This window comes from Streptomyces wedmorensis, assembly GCF_000716445.1.
Lineage (GTDB): Bacteria > Actinomycetota > Actinomycetes > Streptomycetales > Streptomycetaceae > Streptomyces > Streptomyces wedmorensis.
This window is the reverse complement of the sequence record NZ_JNWK01000023.1, coordinates 160,472-182,643: the sequence shown is the minus strand read 5'-3', so window position 1 is coordinate 182,643 and position 22,172 is coordinate 160,472. Positions and strand designations below refer to the sequence as shown.

The 22,172-nt window shown below is 72.0% G+C and carries 14 protein-coding genes; 6 read left to right on the top strand and 8 right to left on the bottom strand.

Annotation, left to right across the window (positions count from 1 at the left end; translation table 11 throughout):
- Positions 1–5: 5 nt before the first annotated feature.
- The 4 genes from OO54_RS20045 to eccD all read right to left on the bottom strand — a co-directional run bounded on the left by OO54_RS20045 (position 6) and on the right by eccD (position 5,862).
- Entirely contained in the window at positions 6–1,385 is a 1,380-nt protein-coding gene (locus tag OO54_RS20045; RefSeq protein WP_017235846.1) for a M16 family metallopeptidase, read from the bottom strand.
- The gene (locus tag OO54_RS20040; RefSeq protein ID WP_033204883.1) at positions 1,382–3,601 is read right to left on the bottom strand and encodes a polyribonucleotide nucleotidyltransferase; all 2,220 of its coding nucleotides are present in this window, start codon (positions 3,599–3,601) and stop codon (positions 1,382–1,384) included. Before OO54_RS20040 ends, OO54_RS20045 begins: the two co-directional genes overlap by 4 nt.
- Before the next feature lie 282 nt (positions 3,602–3,883).
- Positions 3,884–4,174, bottom strand: coding sequence for a 30S ribosomal protein S15 (gene rpsO / locus OO54_RS20035; protein ID WP_015036567.1), 291 nt, complete (start codon positions 4,172–4,174; stop codon positions 3,884–3,886).
- Between the two features lie 212 nt (positions 4,175–4,386).
- Positions 4,387–5,862 carry a type VII secretion integral membrane protein EccD gene (eccD, locus tag OO54_RS20030; RefSeq protein ID WP_033204882.1) on the bottom strand — a complete coding sequence of 492 codons (1,476 nt, stop codon included), beginning with the start codon at positions 5,860–5,862 and terminating at the stop codon, positions 4,387–4,389.
- 227 nt (positions 5,863–6,089) lie between these two features.
- On the opposite strand from eccD, the gene OO54_RS20025 reads away from it, so the two are divergent.
- The gene (locus OO54_RS20025; protein WP_033204880.1) at positions 6,090–10,043 is read left to right on the top strand and encodes a type VII secretion protein EccC; all 3,954 of its coding nucleotides are present in this window, start codon (positions 6,090–6,092) and stop codon (positions 10,041–10,043) included.
- Between the two features lie 63 nt (positions 10,044–10,106).
- Positions 10,107–10,391 (top strand): DUF397 domain-containing protein, encoded by a 285-nt coding sequence (locus OO54_RS20020; protein ID WP_017235849.1) that lies wholly within the window; start codon positions 10,107–10,109, stop codon positions 10,389–10,391.
- Positions 10,392–10,455: 64 nt separating this feature from the next.
- Here OO54_RS20020 and OO54_RS20015 read toward each other — a convergent pair whose 3' ends face one another.
- The 4 genes from OO54_RS20015 to eccB form a co-directional block, all read right to left on the bottom strand.
- Entirely contained in the window at positions 10,456–10,746 is a 291-nt protein-coding gene (locus tag OO54_RS20015) for a WXG100 family type VII secretion target (RefSeq protein WP_017235850.1), read from the bottom strand.
- Between the two features lie 50 nt (positions 10,747–10,796).
- Positions 10,797–11,150 carry a WXG100 family type VII secretion target gene (locus tag OO54_RS20010; protein WP_017235851.1) on the bottom strand — a complete coding sequence of 118 codons (354 nt, stop codon included), beginning with the start codon at positions 11,148–11,150 and terminating at the stop codon, positions 10,797–10,799.
- A 190-nt stretch (positions 11,151–11,340) separates the two neighbouring features.
- A complete protein-coding gene (gene mycP / locus OO54_RS20005) occupies positions 11,341–12,597 on the bottom strand; it encodes a type VII secretion-associated serine protease mycosin (RefSeq protein WP_033204878.1) in 1,257 nt (418 codons plus the stop codon).
- 13 nt (positions 12,598–12,610) lie between these two features.
- On the bottom strand, positions 12,611–14,158 hold the full coding sequence (gene eccB / locus OO54_RS20000) for a type VII secretion protein EccB (RefSeq protein WP_033204877.1): 1,548 nt from the start codon (positions 14,156–14,158) through the stop codon (positions 12,611–12,613).
- Positions 14,159–14,347: 189 nt separating this feature from the next.
- Here eccB and eccE point away from each other — a divergent pair, with 189 nt between their 5' ends.
- From eccE to OO54_RS19980, 4 genes are all read left to right on the top strand, one after another.
- Positions 14,348–15,652, top strand: a complete 1,305-nt coding sequence (gene eccE / locus OO54_RS19995; RefSeq protein WP_033204876.1) for a type VII secretion protein EccE — start codon at positions 14,348–14,350, stop codon at positions 15,650–15,652.
- A complete protein-coding gene (locus OO54_RS19990; protein WP_033204875.1) occupies positions 15,652–16,488 on the top strand; it encodes a hypothetical protein in 837 nt (278 codons plus the stop codon). The genes eccE and OO54_RS19990 overlap by 1 nt, the downstream gene beginning before the upstream one ends.
- A gap of 238 nt (positions 16,489–16,726) precedes the next feature.
- Positions 16,727–20,146: an SCO5717 family growth-regulating ATPase gene (locus OO54_RS19985; RefSeq protein WP_033204874.1), complete on the top strand. Its 3,420-nt coding sequence runs from the start codon at positions 16,727–16,729 to the stop codon at positions 20,144–20,146.
- A gap of 192 nt (positions 20,147–20,338) precedes the next feature.
- Positions 20,339–22,171, top strand: coding sequence for an ABC transporter substrate-binding protein (locus OO54_RS19980; RefSeq protein WP_033204915.1), 1,833 nt, complete (start codon positions 20,339–20,341; stop codon positions 22,169–22,171).
- Position 22,172: the final 1 nt, after the last annotated feature.

The window sequence follows — 22,172 nt, the reverse complement described above, 5'->3', positions numbered from 1 at the left end:
GGGGGTCAGGAGACCGCTTGGTGGAGACGGTCCGCCTGCTTGTCCTTCAGCGGGCCGATCACCGAGAGCGAGGGCCGCTGCTCCAGTACATCGCGGGCGACGTCGCGGACGTCGTCCGGGGTGACGGCCGCGATCCGGGTGAGCATGTCGTCCACCGACATCTGGGTGCCCCAGCAGAGCTCGCTCTTGCCGATGCGGTTCATCAGCGCGCCGGTGTCCTCGAGACCCAGGACGGTCGATCCGGAGAGCTGGCCGACCGCGCGGGTGATCTCCTCGTCGGTGAGGCCGTCGGAGGCGACCTTGTCGAGCTCGTCCCGGCAGATCTTGAGGACGTCGTGGACCTGGCTGGGCCGGCAGCCCGCGTACACGCCGAAGAGGCCGCAGTCGGCGAAGCCCGAGGTGTACGAGTACACGCTGTAGGCCAGACCGCGCTTCTCGCGGACCTCCTGGAAGAGCCGGGAGGACATGCCGCCGCCGAGGGCGGTGTTCAGCACGCCGAGGGCCCAGCGGCGCTCGTCGGTGCGGGCCAGGCCCGGCATGCCGAGGACCACGTGGGCCTGCTCGGTCTTGCGGTTCAGGAGCTCGACGCGGCCCGCGGTGCGCAGGGTGCGCCGGCCGTCGCGGGGGGCGACGGGAACGGCGTCGGTGCGGCCGAGGGCGCCGGCCTTCTCGAAGGCGCGGCGGACCTGGCGTACCACCGTGGCGTGGTCGACGTTCCCCGCGGCGGCGACGACCAGGTGGGTCGGGTCGTAGTGCTTCTTGTAGAAGCGGGCGATCTGGCCGCGGCCGAGCGCGTTGATGGTGTCGACGGTGCCGAGGACCGGGCGGCCCAGCGGGGTGTCGCCGAACATCGTCTGCGCGAACAGTTCGTGCACGACGTCGCCGGGGTCGTCCTCGGTCATCGCGATCTCCTCGAGGATGACGCCGCGCTCGGCGTCCACGTCCTCTTCGAGGATGAGCGAGTCGGTGAGCATGTCGCAGACGACGTCGATCGCCAGCGGCAGGTCGGTGTCGAGGACCCGGGCGTAGTAGCAGGTGTACTCCTTCGCCGTGAAGGCGTTCATCTCGCCGCCGACCGCGTCGATCGCGGCGGAGATGTCGAGGGCGGACCGCTTGCGGGTGCCCTTGAAGAGGAGGTGCTCCAGGTAGTGGGTCGCGCCGTTGAGCGTCGGGGTCTCGTCGCGGGAGCCGACGTGCGCCCAGATGCCGAAGGTGGCGGAGCGCACGGAGGGGAGGGTCTCGGTGACGATCCGGAGGCCGCCGGGGAGGGTCGTGCGACGGACCGTGCCGATGCCGTCCTTGCCCGGGAGAAGCGTTTGGGTACGGGCGACGGCCCGCCCCTCCGAAGAGGGGCGGGCCGTCGCGCGGGAACTACGGGACGTCACTTGGCAGCGTCGTCCTTGTCACCCTCGGCAGCGTCCTCGTCCGCGATCACGGGGATCAGGGACAGCTTGCCGCGCTGGTCGATCTCGGCGATCTCGACCTGGACCTTGGAGCCGATCGCGAGCACGTCCTCGACGTTCTCCACGCGCTTGCCACCGGCGAGCTTGCGGATCTGCGAGATGTGCAGCAGGCCGTCCTTGCCCGGGAGCAGGGAGACGAAGGCACCGAAGGTGGTGGTCTTGACGACCGTACCCAGGTAGCGCTCGCCGACCTCCGGCATGGTCGGGTTGGCGATGCCGTTGATCGTGGCGCGGGCGGCCTCGGCCTGCGAGCCCTGCTGGGCACCGATGTAGATGGTGCCGTCGTCCTCGATCGTGATCTCGGCGCCGGTGTCCTCCTGGATCTGGTTGATCATCTTGCCCTTGGGGCCGATGACCTCACCGATCTTGTCCACCGGGATCTTGACGGTGATGATGCGCGGCGCGTTCGGGGACATCTCGTCCGGAACGTCGATCGCCTCGTTCATCACGTCGAGGATGTGCAGACGCGCGTCGCGGGCCTGCTTCAGCGCGGCGGCCAGGACCGAGGCGGGGATGCCGTCGAGCTTGGTGTCGAGCTGGAGCGCGGTCACGAACTGCTTGGTGCCGGCGACCTTGAAGTCCATGTCGCCGAAGGCGTCCTCCGCACCGAGGATGTCGGTGAGGGCGACGTAGTGCGTCTGGCCGTCGATCTCCTCGGAGATCAGACCCATGGCGATACCGGCGACGGCGGCCTTGAGCGGCACACCGGCGTTCAGCAGCGACATGGTGGAGGCGCAGACCGAGCCCATCGACGTCGAGCCGTTGGAGCCGAGGGCCTCGGACACCTGACGGATCGCGTAGGGGAACTCCTCGCGGGTCGGGAGGACCGGCACGATGGCGCGCTCGGCGAGGGCGCCGTGGCCGATCTCGCGGCGCTTGGGCGAGCCCACGCGGCCGGTCTCGCCGACGGAGTACGGCGGGAAGTTGTAGTTGTGCATGTAGCGCTTGCGGGTCACCGGGGAGAGGGTGTCCAGCTGCTGCTCCATGCGGAGCATGTTGAGGGTGGTGACGCCCAGGATCTGGGTCTCGCCACGCTCGAACAGCGCCGAGCCGTGCACGCGCGGGATGGCCTCGACCTCGGCCGCGAGCGTACGGATGTCCGTGAGGCCACGGCCGTCGATGCGGACCTTGTCCTTGATGACGCGCTCGCGGACCAGCTTCTTGGTCAGCGCGCGGTACGCGCCGCCGATCTCCTTCTCGCGGCCCTCGAAGGCCGGGAGGAGCTTCTCCGCGGCGAGCTCCTTGATGCGGTCGAGCTCGGCCTCGCGCTCCTGCTTGCCGGCGATGGTGAGCGCCTTGGTGAGCTCACCCTTGACGGCGGCGGTGAGCGCCTCCAGGACGTCGTCCTGGTAGTCCAGGAAGACCGGGAACTCGCCGGTGGGCTTGGCGGCCTTGACGGCGAGGTCCGACTGGGCCTTGCAGAGGACCTTGATGAAGGGCTTCGCGGCCTCGAGACCCGCGGCGACGACCTCCTCGGTCGGCGCCTCGGCGCCGCCCTTGACGAGCTCGATCGTCCGCTCGGTGGCCTCGGCCTCGACCATCATGATCGCGACGTCGCCGTCCTCCAGGACGCGACCGGCGACCACCATGTCGAAGACGGCGTCCTCGAGCTCGGTGTGCGTCGGGAAGGCGACCCACTGGCCCTTGATCAGGGCGACGCGGGTGGCGCCGATGGGGCCGGAGAAGGGCAGGCCCGCCAGGATCGTCGAAGCGGAGGCGGCGTTGATCGCGACCACGTCGTACAGGTGGTCGGGGTTGAGCGCCATGATCGTCTCGACGATCTGGATCTCGTTGCGCAGGCCCTTCTTGAAGGAGGGGCGCAGCGGGCGGTCGATCAGACGGCAGGTGAGGATCGCGTCCTCGGAGGGACGGCCCTCACGGCGGAAGAACGAGCCGGGGATCTTGCCGGCCGCGTACTGCCGCTCCTCGACATCCACCGTCAGGGGGAAGAAGTCGAGCTGGTCCTTGGGGCGCTTCGAGGCGGTGGTCGCAGAGAGGACCATCGTGTCGTCGTCCAGGTAGGCGACGGCGGAGCCGGCGGCCTGCTTGGCCAGACGGCCGGTCTCGAAGCGGATGGTGCGGGTGCCGAAAGTGCCGTTGTCGATGACGGCCTCGGCGTAGTGGGTCTCGTTCTCCACTAGCGGTTTCTCCTACGTGTTCGTCTTTGCGTCCGGGGCCCGTGTGGCCGGGGACGGTGTGCGACGGTGGCGGAGAAGCTCGCCTCGGGTGCGGGCCGGTCTTCGATCGAAGCTCCCGGCGATTCGTTTCCGGGGGCCACTACCGAGGACCGGCGGCTGGCCGGCGGCTTCTCGCTCGTCGTATGGGGTTGTGCAACCAGACTAAGTGCCGATGCGCACTTTGTGCACGTACGGCAAAGGGAGCGGCCCCCTGAAAGTGGGAACCGCTCCCTCAACGGCTGCTTACTTGGCGCCGCCGGCCGCACCGCGGCGGATGCCGAGGCGGTCGACCAGCGTACGGAAGCGCTGGATGTCCTTCTTGGCCAGGTACTGCAGCAGGCGGCGGCGCTGGCCGACCAGGATCAGCAGGCCACGACGGGAGTGGTGGTCGTGCTTGTGCTGCTTGAGGTGCTCGGTCAGGTCCGAGATGCGACGGGACAGCATGGCGACCTGGACCTCGGGGGAGCCGGTGTCGCCCTCCTTGGTGCCGAACTCGGCCATGATCTGCTTCTTGACAGCGGCGTCGAGAGCCACGCGGATCTCCTCTTGGTGTTCGTGCGCCCGCGGGTGCCCCTGGTCTAGGTCTCAGGGGAAGCTTCCGTGACTCCACGGGCGAAGGTCCGATGGGCGCAGCTTCCAGAGGCATCCGAGTGAATCTCGGGGGCATACCGGGAGCGCGTACACAAACGGCCGTCACACAGCGTACCAGCTCGCCGGAGCGCCCCGATTGCGTTTTCCGTTCGCACCTATTTGCTGGTCAGCGCGCGGACCGCGGTGAAGACGTCGAGGACGGCGAGGCAGAGCGGGACGAGGGAGAGCAGGACGAAGCCCTCGGTCAGGTCGAGGAGGCGGCCCCAGAAGGGCGAGAGGCCCTTCCTCGGGATGATCAGGCCGATGGCGGTGATCAGCGCGGCGCCGGCGGCGACGGCGGCGGTGAGCCAGATCGTACGGATGTCCAGGCCGCCGCGGTCCCCGTACATGAGGAGGTCCTTGACGAGGTCGGCCGGCGGGTTCAGGGAGAGGCCGAGGACGAGCAGCGCGATGGCGGCGATGCCGGCCACCAGGACGCAGGCGACCTGCGAGGTGTAGCGGAAGAGACGGGCGCGCAGCAGCATCGCCAGGCCGGCGCCGAGGGCGAGGAGCTGGCCCCAGACGTTTCCGGCGAAGCCGAGGACCGCGGCGGAGCCGACGACGACGGCCGCGCAGCCGCCGACGAGGCCGAGGAGCATCTCGTGGCCGCGGCGGGCCTGGAGGGCCATGCGCTCGCCGTCGACGGGCTGCGCCTCCTCGCCGGGCTGCTGCGGGTCGCCGAGGAACTCGTCGTCGGCGGCGCTGCGCGGGGCCGCGTAGCCGATGGGCAGGCGGGCGAAGCGGGCGGAGAGGCCGGGCAGGAAGGCGACGAGGCCGATGGCGACGGGGGCGCAGACGGCGGCGGTCTCGGTGGCGGTGGTCTCGGTGAGGATCGCCAGGAAGGTGGCGAGGGTGCCGACGCCGGCGAGGAAGGTGGCGGCGACGAAGGGCGCGTCGCCGCTGGGGGTGAGCGCGACGAGGGCCACCGAGGCGACGAGCACGGTGACGCAGCCGAGGAGGAACTGGAGGCGGCCGGGGCCCTGGCCGGCGTCGGCGCCGATGATGCCGGAGCCGGCGATGAGCAGCAGGGGCAGGGCGCCGAGGCCGAGGGCCACGGCGGTCGCCCGGTCGCCGTAGACGCGGGCGCGGACGCCGGCGAAGGCGGTGAGGAGGAGGCCGGCGGCGCCCGCGATGATGCCGGGCAGGCTGTGCATGTCGTGGCGGATCGGGTCGGCGAACCAGAGGACGAAGCCCATCAGGACGAGGAGCAGGACGCCGCCGAGGAGGCCGGCGCCGCGCAGCAGCTCGTCGCTCCACAGGTGCCGGTCGCGGGTGACGGCGGAGGCGACGGCGTCGGAGACGTCGTCGTAGACGGCCGGCGGCAGCGACTGGGCGAAGGGGCGCAGGGAGAGCACCTCGCCGTCGAGGACCTGCTGGGCGGCGAGCGTGCGGGCGCCGTCGAGGACGGATCCGTCGCGGCGGACCAGGTGGTAGCCGGTGGGGGTGCCGGCGGCCTGGGTCTGGCCGGTGAGGCGCAGGATCTCCGGGTAGACGTCGGCGACGGCGATGTCCTCGGGGAGCGCGACGTCGATGCGGCTGTCCGGCGCCACGACGGTGACGCGGCAGAAGCCGGTCGCTGCGGTCGTACTCACGTGTGTGGACCCCCTGATTCACGGTTGCGCCCGTCGGATTCGCCGCCCCGCGCGTTCTGATTCGCGGTTGCGCACGGTGCGCGCGCCACCCTACCGGGGACGGCCGGTGGGGGCTGCAAGTAGGATCGCCGTCCCATGGGGGAAGTCCGCGCGCTCGGCTGCCGACTGGGGTGCCGGTGCGGATGCTCCCGCCACGAGCCCGCCTCCAACGAGGGATTGATGCGCCGGTGAGCCAGATCGTCGTCAAACGCCCACCGAGGGCGCTTCCGCCGGAAGTGCCCGGTGAGGAACTGGTCCTGGAGTCCCCGCCGGAACTTCCCCGGGGGCAGCAGGAGTCGGCGCTGATGCAGCTCCTGCCGATGCTCGGCATGGGTTCCTCGGTGGTCTTCTTCTTCATGACGCCGTCGCCGATCATGCGGATCATGGGCACGCTGATGCTGGCGTCGACGGTCGCGATGGCGGTCGCCCAGTTCGTCAGATTCCGCCGCGGTACGCAGGGGCAAATGGCCGATGTCCGCCGCGACTACCTCAAATACCTCGCCCAGACCCGGCGTACGGTCCGGCGCACGGCGCGCGGGCAGCGGGACGCGCAGTTGTATCTGCACCCCTCCCCCGAGCAGCTGTGGTCGGTGGTGGCCGAGGGCTCGCGGGTGTGGGAGCGCCGGGTGGGCGACCACGACTTCGGGCAGGCGCGCATCGGGCTCGGCGCGCAGCAGTTGGCGACGCCGCTGGTGGCGCCGGACACGGCGCCGGTGGACGAGCTGGAGCCGCTGTGCGCGGGTGCGATGCAGCAGTTCCTCGCGGTGCACGGCACGCTGGACGGGCTGCCGATGGCGGTCTCGATGCGGGCGTTCTACCACGTGACGGTGTCGGGCGAGCAGGAGTCGGCGCAGGCCGTGGCGCGTGCGCTGGTGGCGCAGCTGGTGACGCTGCACTCCCCCGACGACCTGATGCTCGCGGTGGTCGCGGCGCGGTCCTCGCAGGAGCGGTGGGACTGGACGAAGTGGCTGCCGCACACGCAGGTGCCGGGGCAGGTCGACGGGGCCGGTACGAAGCGGCTGTTCGGCGACGACCTGGGCGAGCTGGAGAGCCTGGTCCGTTCGAAGCTGGACGGGCGGCCTCGGTTCTCGCGGGAGAACCAGCCGGTGCTCGACCAGCCGCACGTGGTCGTGGTCCTGGACGGCGGCATGGTGCCGCCGGACTCGCTGCTCGCGGCGGCCGAGGGTCTGCAGGGCGTGACGATCGTGGAGGTGGTCTCCGGCGACCTCGACGAGCCGCGCGGCGGTCTTTCGGTGGTGGTACGGCCGGGCCGGCTGCGCCTGGAGTCGGGCGGCGGGTTCGCGTACGAGGGCGTGCCCGACGGGATCTCGCTGCCGGCGGCCGAGGCGCTGGCGCGGCAGCTGGCGCCGCTGCGGATGGGCGGCGGGGACGACGACGAGCCGCTGCTCGCCAATCTGGACTTCACTGATCTGCTGAACCTCGGGGACGCCGAGTCGGTGGACGTGGCCCGGACCTGGCGGCCGCGGTCGGTGGCCGAGCGCCTGCGGGTGCCGATCGGTGTCGGCGAGGACGGCCAGCCGGTCATGCTGGACCTGAAGGAGGCCGCGCAGGAGGGCATGGGCCCGCACGGTCTGTGCGTGGGCGCGACGGGCTCCGGCAAGTCGGAGCTGCTGCGGACCCTGGTGCTCGGTCTCGCGGTGACGCACTCCTCGGAGACGCTGAACTTCGTCCTCGCGGACTTCAAGGGCGGTGCGACCTTCGCCGGCATGTCGCAGATGCCGCACGTGGCCGCGGTCATCACCAACCTGTCGGACGACCTGACGCTCGTCGACCGCATGGGTGACGCGATCCGCGGTGAGCTCCAGCGGCGCCAGGAGCTGCTGCGCTCGGCGGGCAACTACGCCAACATCCACGACTACGAGAAGGCGCGGGCGGCGGGCGCTCCCCTCGAGCCGCTTGCCTCGCTGGTGCTCGTGATCGACGAGTTCTCCGAACTCCTCACCGCCAAGCCCGACTTCATCGACATGTTCATCCAGATCGGCCGCATCGGCCGGTCTCTCGGCGTGCACCTGCTGCTCGCCTCGCAGCGCCTGGAGGAGGGCCGGCTGCGCGGCCTCGACACGTACCTCTCGTACCGGATCGGTCTGCGGACCTTCTCGGCGGCGGAGTCGCGGACGGCGATCGGCGTGCCGGACGCCTACCACCTGCCCTCGGTGCCGGGCTCGGGCTATCTGAAGTTCGGTACGGACGAGATGACCCGCTTCAAGGCGGCGTACGTGTCGGGGACGTACCGCACGGGAGGGCCGCGCCTGGAGATCGGGCAGCTGCCGGTGGAGCGGCGGCCCGCGCTGTTCACGGCGGCGCCGGTGCCGGTGGTGTACGCGGCGCCGGACCCGGCGTACCTGACGGCGCAGCGCGCCGAGGAGGACGACGCGCTCGCGGACACGGTCCTGGACGTGATCGTGCGCCGTCTGGAGGGTCAGGGGGTGCCGGCGCACCAGGTGTGGCTGCCGCCGCTGGACCAGGCGCCCTCTCTCGACCAGCTGCTTCCGGGGCTCGCGCAGACCGCGGACCGGGGACTGACGTCGACGGAGTACACGCGGCAGGGCGCGCTCACGGTGCCGCTCGGTCTCATCGACAAGCCGTTCGAGCAGCGGCGCGAGGTGCTGTACCGGGACTTCTCGGGCGCGGCCGGTCACATGATGGTGGTCGGCGGTCCGCAGTCCGGCAAGTCGACGCTCATGCGGACGCTGATCTCGTCGTTCGCGCTCACCCACACGCCGGCCGAAGTGCAGTTCTACTGCCTGGACTTCGGTGGTGGCGGCATGGTGTCGCTGGCCGATCTGCCGCACGTCGGCGGGGTCGCGTCGCGGCTCGACCCGGAGCGGGTGCGGCGGACGGTCGCCGAGGTGATGGGTGTGCTCAACCGGCGGGAGGAGTTCTTCCGCGCGCACTCCATCGACTCGATGACGACGTACCGGCGCAAGCGGGCCGCGGGCGAACTGCCGGGTGAGGCCTGGGGCGACGTGTTCCTGGTGGTGGACGGCTGGGGCGGCTTCCGCAACGACTACGACATGCTGGAGCCGATCGTCGCCGACATCGCGTCGCGCGGTCTGGGCTACGGCATCCACGTGGTGATCACCGCCTCCCGGTACATGGAGGTGCGGGCCGCGCTCAAGGACCAGATGCTGGGCCGGCTCGAACTGCGGCTCGGTGACGTCATGGACTCCGAGTTCGACCGCAAGGTCGCGGCGAACGTGCCGACCGGGGTGCCGGGGCGCGGCCAGGTGCCGGAGAAGCTGCACTTCATGGGGGCGCTGCCGCGGATCGACGGGTCGAGTTCGTCGGGTGACCTGGCGGAGGGCACGGCGGCGTTCGTGCGGGCGGTGAAGGGGAGCTGGACCGGTGCGCCGGCCCCGGCGGTGCGGCTGCTGCCGCGCAGGCTGCCGGCGGAGCAGCTGCCGAAGGGCTTCGAGTACCCGCAGCACGGCATCGCGATCGGCATCGACGAGACGAACCTGGAGCCGGTGTTCGTCGACTTCGAGTCGGACCCGTTCCTGCTGGTCTTCGGTGAGAGCGAGTCGGGCAAGACGGCGCTGCTGCGGCTGATCGCCAAGCAGCTGTGCGAGCGGTACACGCCGGAGCAGGCGCGGATCGTGGTGGGCGACTACCGGCGGACGATGCTGGAGGCCGTGGCGCCCTCGCACCTCCTGGAGTACGCGCCGATGGCGTCGTCCATGCAGATGCACATGGACGCGATCAACACGGTGATGACGAAGCGGGCGCCGAAGCCGGACATCACGCCGCAGCAGCTGCGCGACCGCAGCTGGTGGTCGGGCCCGCAGCTCTTCGTGCTCGTCGACGACTTCGAGCTGGTGGCGACCAACTCGGGCAATCCGCTGGCGGTTCTCGTGGAGAACCTGCCGTTCGCGCGGGACGTCGGCATCCGCTTCATCGTGGCGCGCAGCCAGGCGGGCGCCTCGCGGGCGATGTACGAGCCGTTCATGCAGCGGGTGCGGGAGTTGGGCGCGCAGGGCGTGATCCTCTCCGGCGATCCGCAGGAGGGCGACGTCCTCGGCGGGGTCCGGGCGCGGCCGATGCCTCCGGGCCGGGGCACGTTCGTGTCGCGGAAGCGGGGGACGCCGCTGGTGCAGCTGGGCTGGCTGCCCGAACAGCACTGAGCGGAGCGGTCCCTCCCACTACTGTGGGAGGGACCGCCGTACCACCGCGAAGGGAAAGCGCCGATGACCGACGCCCACGAGTCCACCACCGAGAGCGCGGACGCCGCCCGGGCCGCGGAGAAGCAGCGGCAGAAGGACGAGTTGTACGCGCTCGACATCTCCGGCGTCGAGTGGCAGGGCGCGCCGGGGACGAACCCGGACGAGGAGCGGGTGGAGATCGCGCACCTCCCCGAGGGAGGGGTGGCGATGCGCTCGTCCCTCGAGAAGGAGACGGTGCTTCGGTACACGAAGGCCGAGTGGGACGCGTTCGTCCTGGGCGCCAGGGACGGCGAGTTCGACCTGCGCTGACCGCGGACACGCGTGAGGGGGCGGCCCGTTCGGACGGGCCGCCCCCTCAGGTGTTCGCGGGGTGTCACATCATGCGGAACCGGGCCGCGTTGCCCTTGTCGGTGTCCTGGTAGCCGGCGACGGACTCGTCGAGGAGCTGGGCGATGCGCGCCAGGTCCTGGTTCATGCCGGCCATGTCGCGGGTCAGGCGGTCCTGGCTCTCGCGGTACGCGATCTTCGCCTCGCCCTCCCAGTTGGAGGCGACGCGGTTGACCTCGGCCATGAGGTCGTCGAGCTTCTGGGTGAGGGTGCTGGAGGTCAGGCGGGTGTCGGCCGCCGCCTGCGTCACGGTGTCGTAATTGACCGCAGTGGTCATGGTGTTGACTCCTGAAGTGAGAGTGGCGCGGAGGACTGGTCGGGTCGTACTCAGATGCCGAGGATGGCGCTCTGGTTACCGCCGCCGGAGCCGCCGGAGCCGCCTCCGTCCATCGTGCGGAAGGACCGCAGGCGGTCCTCTTCCTCACGCGTGAACCCGTCGGCGCTCATGCGCATGATCTCCTCGAGCTTGCTCAGCTCGGCGCGCATGCTGCGCAGGCGCTGGTTCAGGTCGTTCTGGACCCGGTCGTACTCCTTGCTCGCAGCGCCCTGCCAGCCCGCCTGGACGCGGTCCACCACGCCGTTGAGGGAGGTGATGCGGGCCTGCAGCTCGTCGGAGAAGTCCTGGATCCGGCCGGCGAGCTTGACTTGTTCGGCACTGGTTACGTTCAGGTCTTTCGACATCTTGCCCCTTCTTCCTTCGGCGGCGTCGACGGCCGGGCCGTCGGGCCATCCGGTCGTGATGCGGACGGGAATCTTCTGATGCCGCCCCCGTGCTGGGTTCGCACTGCCGTGCCCCCAGCGGTCACTTTATCCATTGACGGCGGCAGTTCCAACTGCAAAGGAAGGTCCGGATACTTGGCCGTGAGCCTGCTCATCGGACCCCCCTCCTGCGGCGGCTGTCGCGGATCACGACGGCCGTTCCGGCGACCACGGCCACCAGGACGGCGCCGATCCCCAACGCGTAGGTGGCGAGTCGTTCGGAGCGTTCCTGGGGCGTCTCCGTCAGCGCCAGACGGGCCGCCTCGGGCGCCGGCGGCCTGGGCGGGCCCGGGTCGGGCGTGGGCGAGGCGGGCGGCGTACCGGGGCCGATGTCGGCGAGTGCCCGTACGGGGTCGACGACGCCCCAACCGACGTGGGCGTCCCGGCCGTTGACCGAGCGGACGGCGGTCTGCTCGATGCGGGCGACGATCTGGGCCGCGCTCCACTCCGGGTACTTGGCGCGGAGCAGCACGGCGACACCGGCGACGTACGGGGCGGAGAAGCTGGTGCCGTTGTCGACGCACTGGCCGCCGCCGGGGACGGTGGAGACGATGTCGACGCCGGGGGCGGCGACGCCCACGAAGTCGCCGGACTGGGAGAAGGCGGCCCGTTCGTTGTTCCGGTCGGAGGAGGCGACGGCGAGGACCCCGGGGAAGGCGGCGGGGTAGGTGTTCTTCTTGGTGCCGTCCATGCCGTCGTTGCCGGCGGAGGCGACGACGACGACGTCCTTCGCGATCGCCCGGGCGACCGCCTTGGCCATCGGCGAGTCGGGGCCGAGCGGCTGGGTGGTGTCCTGCGAGATGTTGATGACCTGCGCGCCCTTGAGGACGGCGTGGTCGATCGCGAGGGCCATCGTGTCGGACTTGCCGCTGTTCTTCTCGTCGTTCTGCCGGATCGGGATGACGGTCGACTCGGGGGCCAGGCCCACGAAGCCGGTGCCCTTGCGGGAGCGGGCGGCGATGATGCCGGCGACCTTGGTGCCGTGGCCGACGTCGTCGACGGTGCCGTCGGTCTTGCCGCGCTTCTCGTCGCCGAAGCCGGGGTTCTCCTTGTCGGGCTTGAGGTAGTCCTTGCCCGCCTTGGCGTCGACGGCTTCGCGCAGCTGCGGGTTGACGTCGTCGACGCCGGTGTCGATGACCGCGACGCGGACGCCCTTGCCCTTGGTGTCCTGCCACAGCTCGTCGAGGAGGACCCGCTGGAGCGGCCAGGGAATGCCCTCGATCTGCTTCTTCATGGGGAAGGTGCACTCGCCGCTGCCGTCGAGGGCGGGGCCGTCGGGCCGCGGCGCGGCGGCCGCGGCGGGGGCCGCGAGCAGGGCGGTGAGGGTGCCCGCGGCGAGCAGGGCGGCCGTGCGGTACGTCGTCGTCACCGGTGCCACCCCCTCAGGAACCCTGCGGCTGACGCGCGCTGTTGGTGTCGAGTCGCGGACCCTTCGACAGGAACTCCGACCATTCGATCGGGACGAGGGCCGGCTTGACCTTCTCGTAGCCGAGACGCTTCTGGGCGTCGCTGGGTTCCGGGCGTCTGTCGGTCTGATTCTGTTCGCCGGCGCCGATCTCGGAGCGGTCGGAGTCGCTGTCGCCGTTGGCCTGGACGGCGTACCGCAGGCCGGTGTCGGTGACGAGGAAGAGCGAACCGTAGGGCGTCTTCTGCTTGCCCTGGAACTGGGTGTAGAGCAGGCCGCTGCCCGGGGTGACGTACGTGCTGGTGCCGCCGGCGGTGATGTCGGCGGGGTACTGGGGGCCGGCCCAGGTGGTGAGGGTGGTGTTGCCCGCGTCGTCGACGCCGGTGAGGACGCTGCAGACGGTGTCGCGGGCACCGGCGCCGCCGGTGACGTCGTTGGCCTGCTTGGACTGCTTCCGCGGCCAGTGCGCGCGCGGCTGGAAGACGGTGGAGTCCGGTTCGAAGTCGGAGGCGTTGACGCTGGTCGCCTTGCCGTCCATGTCGAGCGGGCCGGTCTGCGGGGAGTTGATGAGCAGCCAGGCGGTGAAGTCGCTGACGGGCTGGACCTTGCCGGGCAGCACGACGTACTGCTGGGGGCCCGAGCCGGTCTGGGCGAGGAGGACCATGCCGACGCGGTTCTCGGTGGCGGTCAGACCCCCGCCGGGGACCCCGGCGGGGGAACCGGCCTCGCCCTCGATGCGCGGGAAGTCGATCTCGTCGCCGGTCTTCAGGGTGGCGAGCCAGTCGTCGGTGACGGGCTGCGGCTCCTTGTTGAGGCCGACGAGCGCGGTGAGGAGTCCGGTGGAGTCGGCCTTCACCGGGTACTTGGTGCCGGTGTGGTCGACGAGGAACCGGGCCTTGCCGGTCTGGCCCTGGACGTAGAGGACGTCGCCGTCCTTCAGCTGCCCGCTTCCCTCGGTGCGCTTCAGGTCCCGCTGGGCGAAGAGGAAGGTCGCCTTCTGGACGCTGGCTCCCTTGCCGCCGCCGGGTTGTTCGCAGACGGCCCAGCGCTTGGGCGTGCCCGCGTCGCCCGCGGCGGGCAGCCGGTCGGGGGCGTACGGGATGCCGAGGATGGGGCCGCGCGGAGGCTTGCCGAGGTCGAGCGTCTTGTCGTCGACCTGGACGACCTGGAACTGGTCGGGGTTGAGCAGGAGTCGGGCCGAGGCCAGGTTGAGGACGGGGTGGAGCAGGGTCTTGGCGTCCTTGCCCTTGCCGGTCTGCAGGACGACGTACCGGGTCGTCGACTGCTTGCCGACGATCACCCGGGTCCCGGGGGTGTCCCAGCCCTTGGGCGCGACGGGGCTGAACATGCCCCACGCGCCGAACCCGGCGACGACGAGGGCGGCGACGATCAGACCGGGGACGATCGCGCGCAGCGGCTTCGGCGCCCCCTCCTCCGTGCCGGAGGGCGAGGGTTGGAGGAATGCCGCCACCGTGCGCTTCTTCGCAAAGGTGTACGCGTTGAGCTCGTCCCGGCGCGATGCCATGAGTCCCCATTCTCGTCAGGCGCAGTCTTCGCGCGGGGATCGGGGAGGTGGCACCCGGGCCCCGGCTGTCGGACCGGACCCCTACTATGCCTGCTGTCCCGTGGGGTTCGTGGGGCGGGTAGGGTGATCCGGCCGCCAAAGCCCTGGCGGGCCAGCGTGATCGGGACGAATTGAGGGGGATTCTCCATCATGGCTTCCGCGACGCGGACGCGGCCCGCCGCGGCCACCGCCTCCGCGCCCCCGTCCGCCGGACCCGGCGCCTCGGTCTCCCCGAGGCTCCAGGCGCGTCCCGGACACTTCGGTTCGTTCCGATTGCAACAGCTCGTCCTGATCGAGGTCGCGGCCGCGCTGCTCGCCGTCGCCTGGGTCGTGGAGCCGATGCTGCTCGTGCCCGCGGGCGTGGTGGCGGTGGTGCTCGTCCTCCTCGCCGTGGTGCGCCGGCACCGGCGTTCCCTGCCGGAGTGGCTGGGCACCTTCCTGGCGCTGCGCGCCCGGTCGCGCCGGGCGTCCTCCTTCACGGTGCCGTCCGGCACCGAGCCGGGGCTCGCGCCGGTCGTGGAGTGCGATCCGGCGCTGCGGACCTACGCGTACAGCGACCGCGACCGCCGGCCGGTCGGGATGATCGGCGACGGCACCTTCCTCACCGCCGTCCTGCGGGTCGAGTCGGAGGGCACCGCGCTGCGGCCGGACCGCGCGGCGCGGCCGCTGCCCGTCGGGCTCGTCCGGGACGTCCTCACGGTGGACGGCATCCGGCTGGAGTCGGCACAGATCGTGCAGCACACGCAGCCGGCGCCCGCGCCGCACCTGCCCCCGCAGTCGATGGCCGCGCGCAACTACGGGCCGCTCCAGGCGCAGACGGGTTCGCCCGCGGTGCGGATCACCTGGATCGCCCTCAAGCTCGACCCCGAACTCTGCCCGGAGGCGGTCGCCGCGCGCGGCGGCGGCATGACGGGCGCGCAGAAGTGCGTGGTGCGGGCGGCCGACCAGCTGGCGAGCCGGCTCGCGGGCGCAGGCTTCCGGGCGGACGTGCTGACCGAGCAGGAGCTCACGTCGGCCCTCGCCACCTCGACCTGCGCGAGCCCGATGGCGATCGCGCAGGCGGGCCGGGGCCAGGCCCAGACGCGGCGGACGCAGGAGACGGCGCGGACCTGGCGGGTGGACGACCGGCGGCACACGACGTACTGGGTGGGGCGCTGGCCCCAGCTCGGCGGCCGGAGCGGTGGCGCGGGAGCGTCGATGCCGCAGCTGGTGGCCCTGCTGACCTCGCTGCCCGCGCTCGCGACGACGTTCAGCCTGACGCTGAGCGGCGGGGACCGGCAGGAGGTGACGGTGACCGGCCACGTACGGATCACCGGGCGCAGCGACGAGGAGCTCGTGGCGGCGCGGCACGAACTGGAGCGCGCGGCGCGCGGGGTGAGGACGGGTCTGGTGCGTCTCGACCGGGAACAGGTGCCGGGCATGCTCGCGACGCTGCCGCTGGGGGGTGCGCGCTGATGTCCACCGCCTCTTTCGGTACGCAGTCGGGCTCCGGTTCCTTCGGTACGCAGCCGGGTTCCGGTTCCACCGGGTCCCTCACCGCGCAGTCCGGGTCCGCCGGCTCCCCTTCCCCGCGTGCGGGCCGGGGGACGCGGCCCCGGTTCGGTTTCGGGCTCGTCGGGCCGCGCCGCGACCGGCACTCCGTACCCCTGGAGCAGCTGGACGCGCTGGCCCTGCCGGTCGGCGACGACGGCATGGTGATCGGGGTGGACGCCGAGAACCGGCCCGCGGTGCTCGGCATCAACCGGCCCGTGCCGTACGACGTCACCCTCATCGGCGGTCTGTGGACCGCTCAGGTGCTCGCGCTGCGGGCGGCCGCCACGGGTGCCCGGGTGGCCGTCGAGACCGGCCGCGCGCAGGCGTGGACGGCCCTCGCGCAGGCCGCCGGCGGCGGGCAGCCGTGCATCGCTCTGCACGACGTGGGGCGGGTGCCGCCACAGGGCGCGTCGGCGGGCAGTCCGGTGGTCGTGGTCCGGGACTGCGGCATGCGGCCGCCGCGCGGCCGTGTGGTGTCGGCGCCCTGGCAGTCGGTGGTGACGCTGCTCCCCTATCTGAGCCCCGTCGCGCCCCGGCTCCTGGAGAAGTCCTCCCTGGTCGGCGTCCAGCGGGTGTCCCCCGACGAGGCGGCGCAGATCGGCCGGATCATGAGTCTCCCGCGTCACGAGTACGAGGCGCTGTCCACGCTCGCGGACGGGGTGACCCTCTGGTGCACGCCGAACGACCGCCAGTTCGTGATGACGCAGGCGACGGACGCCGAGACCGGATTGTTGGGCGGCGCGCGGCGCATGGACTGAAGGCGACGGAAGCGCACGAAGTCGCTCAAGTACGTCCGTTTTCGCATCGTTTTGACATTGTTTTGAACGGTCGGGGTTCTCACTCTGCGGCGCTGCCGGGTCACTTGGGGGCGTGGCCGGACCGCCGGGACCTGCGGGGAGGGCCCGCCGGGCCTGCCCGGCGGTTGCCCGCGCCGATTAGGCTGGAAGAGCCCCGCCCACCACGGCACAAGGGTGCTCGACCACACCAGGAGGCAAAGTGAACGGCGATCGCGACGAGGTCCACGGGGGTTGGAATCCGCCCGCCGACGATCAGTCCGACGCGGATCCCGCCGAGATGACGGGTGAGTTCACCATCGACTACACCCCGCCGGCCTGGTACACGCAGAACGCGTCGGGCGGTGCGGGGATGGGCGGTGCCACTCCCCCGCCGCCGAGCGGCGCCCCGGTCCCGGTGCCCGGCCTTCCCGTCCCCGGCCTTCCGGCGGGCAGTGGTTTCGAGCCCGGATGGAACCAGGCCCCGCCCACCCCGCCGGTCGCCGCGCCGCCGGTCGCCCCCGCGGCCCCGGTGCCGCCCGTCGCTCCCGCCGCTTCGATGCCTCCCGCCGCTCCGACCGCGTCGGCCGCTCCCCTCACTCCCACCGCTCCCGTCGCCCCGGCGGCTCCCTATGTCCCGGCCGCTCCCGTCGCCCCGGCCGCGCCCTTCGCCGCTCAGCCCGGTGACGCGCCCGCCGCGCCGTTCGGCGGCGGCGACGTCGAGAGCGGCGCGACCATGCGCTTCTCCCCCGCCGCCCTGAAGCGCGAGATGGCCGAGCGCGCGGCGGAGGCCTCCGCCGGCGACACCGACGGCGCGGGTGTGCCCGCGGGCACGGGCCCCGTCCCGCTCACCGGAGCGCCGGGCGCCGCCGAACCCGTGGTGGTCGCCGCCGAGGTCGCGTCGCCGTCCGGAGCCGACACCGAGGACGCCGATGTCACGTCGGCGCGGACCGGCTCGGGCGAGGCTGCCACCGGACCGTCCGGCGAGGACACCGTCGCGGAGTCCGTGACGGAGGCCGTGGCGGACGGCGCAGCGGAGGCGGACCAGGACGCCGCCGACCCGGCCGCGGCGACGGACGCGCCGGGCGACGGCGGCGACGTGGCCGAGGTGCCCGAGGGCTCCGTCGTCGACGCCGACCCGGAGCCCGGGATCGGCTCCGACGCGGAGGGCTCCGCGGCCCCCGGTCCTCTCGCGGACGCGCCCGGCACGGAGGACGTGCCGACGCCGGAGGCGGGAGCCGACGCGTCGGCCCCCCAGCCGCTCCCTGCGGCCGAACCGGCCGACGGCGTCCCGGCCGCGCCCGGCGCGTACCCGGTCGCCGCACCGCAGGCCGGCGACGCCGGTACGGCCCCGGCCGCCGCACCCCACGACACACCCCCTCCGCAGGGCTTCGGCCCCGGTGCCGGTCCCGCGCCCTACCCGGCGGCCGCGTCCGCCGACGCCCCGTACCCGGGCGGTGCGGCGCCGCGGGGATTCGGTCCCGAGGCGGGCTCCTCGCCGTACCCGGCAGCCGGCGCGCAGCCGGGGCAGCCCGGTGGTCCCGGGGCGATGCCGGGGCCGTTCCCGGCGCCCGGGTACCCGGCCACGCCGCCCGCCGACGGCGGGATGCCCGGGGCGTTCCCGGGTTCCGGTCCGCAGGGCGGGGCGGGGCTTCCGCCGCTGCCGCCGTCGTTCCAGCCCGCGGCTCCCGGGCCCGCGCAGCAGTGGCCGGCGCAGCCGGCTCCGGGCGGGCAGCCCGTCGCGGGCGATCAGCCGGCTCCGGGCGGGCAGCCGGTGCCGCCGACCGCCGGATGGCCGGCACCCGCGGGGCCCGGCGTTCCGGCTGCGCCTGCGGCCGTACCGCCGCAGGCGCAGCCCCAGCCGGAGGCGCAGGGGGGTTACGGCTATCCGCAGGCGCAGCAGGGCGGTTACGGCTTCCCGCACCCGGGGACTCCCCCGCAGCAGGGCGGTTACGGCTTCCCGCACCCGGGGACCCCGCCGCAGCAGGGCGGTTACGGCTATCCGCAGCAGGCCGGGACTCCGGGAGGTGTGCCTCCGCAGGCGCAGGCGCAGGCGCCGGGCGGGTACGGGTACCCGCAGCCCGGTGCCGTACCGCCGGGGGCACCGCAGGCGCCGCTGCCGCCGCAGGACGGTCAGCCGGCCGTCGATCCGCGGACGGGTGCCGCCTGGCCCTCGCCGGTGACGCACGACCAGCGCGAGCGGTCCGTGCCGGGTGCGCCCCTCGGGTACAACGCGGCCGTCGAGCTGTCGTCGGACCGTCTGCTCCGGAACAACAAGCAGAAGCCGAAGTCGAGCCGGAACCCGGGCGGCTCGGCCCGTTTCAAGCTCGGCGGCAAGAAGGAGGAGGCGGAGCGGCAGCGGAAGCTGGACCTGATCCGGACGCCGGTCCTCTCCTGCTACCGGATCGCGGTCATCTCGCTGAAGGGCGGTGTCGGCAAGACCACGACGACGACCGCGCTCGGCGCGACCCTGGCGACCGAGCGGCAGGACAAGATCCTGGCGATCGACGCCAACCCGGACGCCGGCACGCTCGGCCGCCGGGTGCGGCGCGAGACCGGGGCGACCATCCGCGACCTGGTGCAGGCGATCCCGTACCTGAACTCGTACATGGACATCCGCCGGTTCACCTCGCAGGCGCCGTCCGGTCTCGAGATCCTCGCCAACGACGTGGACCCGGCCGTCTCGACGACCTTCAACGACGAGGACTACCGGCGGGCGATCGACGTCCTGGGCAAGCAGTACCCGATCATCCTCACCGACTCGGGTACGGGTCTGCTGTACAGCGCCATGCGCGGGGTGCTCGACCTGGCCGACCAGCTGATCATCATCTCGACGCCGTCCGTGGACGGCGCGTCGAGCGCCTCGACGACGCTGGACTGGCTCTCCGCGCACGGCTACGCGGACCTGGTGCAGCGGTCCATCACGGTCATCTCCGGTGTCCGCGAGACCGGCAAGATGATCAAGGTCGAGGACATCGTGCAGCACTTCCAGACCCGCTGCCGCGGTGTCGTGGTCGTGCCGTTCGACGAGCACCTGTCCGCGGGTGCCGAGGTGGACCTCGACATGATGCGGCCGAAGACCCGGGAGGCGTACTTCCACCTCTCGGCGATGGTGGCCGAGGACTTCGTACGGGCGCAGCAGGCGCAGGGCCTGTGGACCGGTGACGGCCAGGGGGCGGTGCCCCCGCACATGGCCCCGCCGATGCCCGGGCAGCCGATGCCCGGGCAGTACGCGCCCGGGCAGTACGCGCCTGCCGGGCAGCCCGTTCCCGGTCAGCCGTACGCGCCCCAGGCCCCGCAGCCCGGGCAGCCGTACCCGCCGCAGCCGGGTCAGCCCTATCCGCCGCAGGCGTACCCCCAGCCGGGTCAGCCGATGCCGGGTCAGGTGATGCCCGGTCAGCCGATGCCGGGTCAGGTGATGCCCGGTCAGCCGATGCCGGGTCAGTACGCACCCGGCCAGCCCGCTCCGGGGCAGCCCTATCCGGCTCAGGCGCCCCAGCCCTACCCGCAGCAGCCGGGTCAGCCGGGTGTGCCGCAGGCCTGGCAGCAGCACCCGCCGGCACCGCCGCAGCCGGGGCAGCCGCTGCCCCCGCAGACGGACGGCGAGGCGCCCCCGCAGGCGCCGCCAGCCCCTCAGCAGTAAGGCGTCACAGGCTTAGACCAATGAGGCTCCGTATCGGCTCTCCGATACGGAGCCTCATTGCGTTCCCGCAGCCCACACGGGGTTTGAGGGATCGTTGACGACGGCAGACCACCGCTGATACACCTTCGCTTCACCCATCGTCAGCCCAAGATCCACGACAGTAACTCCGACGCGAGGTCACGTCCCATGGTCATGGTCACGAAGGTTCCACCCCGTCCCGCCCCCGCCCGCAGAGCCCTCCGACTGCTGCTCGCCACCGGTGTCGCCGCCGGCTCCCTCGCCGCCGTCCCCGGCACCGCGCAGGCGGAGGACGAGAAGTCCGGCGGCACCACGCTCACGGTGGCCGTCTCGCAGAGCATCGACTCGCTGAGCCCGTTCCTCGCCCAGAAGCTCACCTCGACCAGCATCCACCGGCTGGCCTATGAGTACCTCACCAACTACGACCCGAAGGACGCGCGTACGGTCCCGGGTCTGGCGACCGCCTGGACGCCGTCGGCGGACAAGCTGACGTGGACGTACACCATCCGCAAGGACTCGACCTGGTCCGACGGGAAGCCGGTCACCGCCGAGGACGCGGCCTGGACGTTCCGGAAGATGATGACCGACCCGAACGCCGCCACGGCGAACGGCAGCTTCACGGCCAACTTCGCGGAGGTCACCGCGAGCGACCCGCAGACACTGGTGATCCGCCTGAAGAAGCCGCAGGCCACGATGACGGCACTCGACGTGCCGATCGTGCCCAAGCACGTCTGGGAGAAGGTCGGCGACTTCTCGAAGTTCAACAACGACAAGCAGTTCCCCATCGTGGGCAACGGTCCGTTCGTCATCACCGACTTCAAGGTCGACCAGTACATCAAGCTCAAGCCGAACAAGAAGTTCTGGCGGGGCGCACCCAAGTTCGACGAACTGGTCTTCAAGTACTACAAGGACGGTGACGCGGCCGTCGCCGCCCTGCAGAAGGGCGAGGTGTCCTTCGTCCCGAACCTGACGCCCGCCCAGGCCGACGCCCTGAAGACCCAGAAGGACATCAAGGTCAACGACGCCCCCGGCCGCCGCTTCTACGCCCTGGCCACCAACCCGGGCGCGAAGGCCAGGGACGGCAAGACCTTCGGCAACGGCCACCCGGCGCTCCTCGACCCCGCCGTGCGCAAGGCGCTCTTCCTCGCGGTCGACCGCACCACCATCGTCGACAAGGTCTTCCAGGGCCACGCCGTCGAGGGCCAGGGCTACATCCCGCCGCGCTTCGGCTCGTACTTCTGGGAGCCGCCGGCCGCGCAGAAGCGGACGTACGACCCGGCCACGGCCGAGAAGGTCCTCGACGCCGCCGGCTACCGGAAGAACGCGGACGGCAAGCGCGTCGGCAAGGACGGCAGGCCGCTCGACTTCCGGATCCTCTGTCACGCCACCGACCCCAACGACAAGGCGGTCGGCAAGTACCTCCAGGAGTGGTGGGGCAAGCTCGGCATCGGCCTGAAGGTCGAATGCCTGGACAGCGTCTCCGACCCGTGGGCCAAGGGCGACTACGACCTCGCCTTCGACGGCTGGTCCGTCAACCCCGACCCGGACTACGTCCTGTCGATCCACACCTGCGGCACGCTCCCGGCGACGCCGAAGGACACCGGCGCCACCGACAACTTCATCTGCGACCCGCAGTTCGACGGGCTGTACGCGCAGCAGGCGGTGGAGTACGACGCCGCCAAGCGGGCGGATCTGGTGAAGCGGATGCAGTCCCGGCTGTACGACACGGGGTACATGAACGTCATGGCCTACCCGAACGCCCTGGAGGCGTACCGCACCGACCAGATCCGGTCCATCACGACCATGCCGGAGGCCGCCGGCAACCTGTGGGGGCAGGACGGCTACTGGAGCTGGTGGTCGGCCGTGCCCACCGCCCAGGCCGAGGACGACCAGGGCGGCTCGTCCACCGGGGTGATCGTCGGCATCGCCGCGGCCGTGGTGGTCGTGGTCGGCGCCGGTCTCTTCCTCGGGCTGCGCCGCCGCTCCACCGCCGACGACCGCGAGTAGT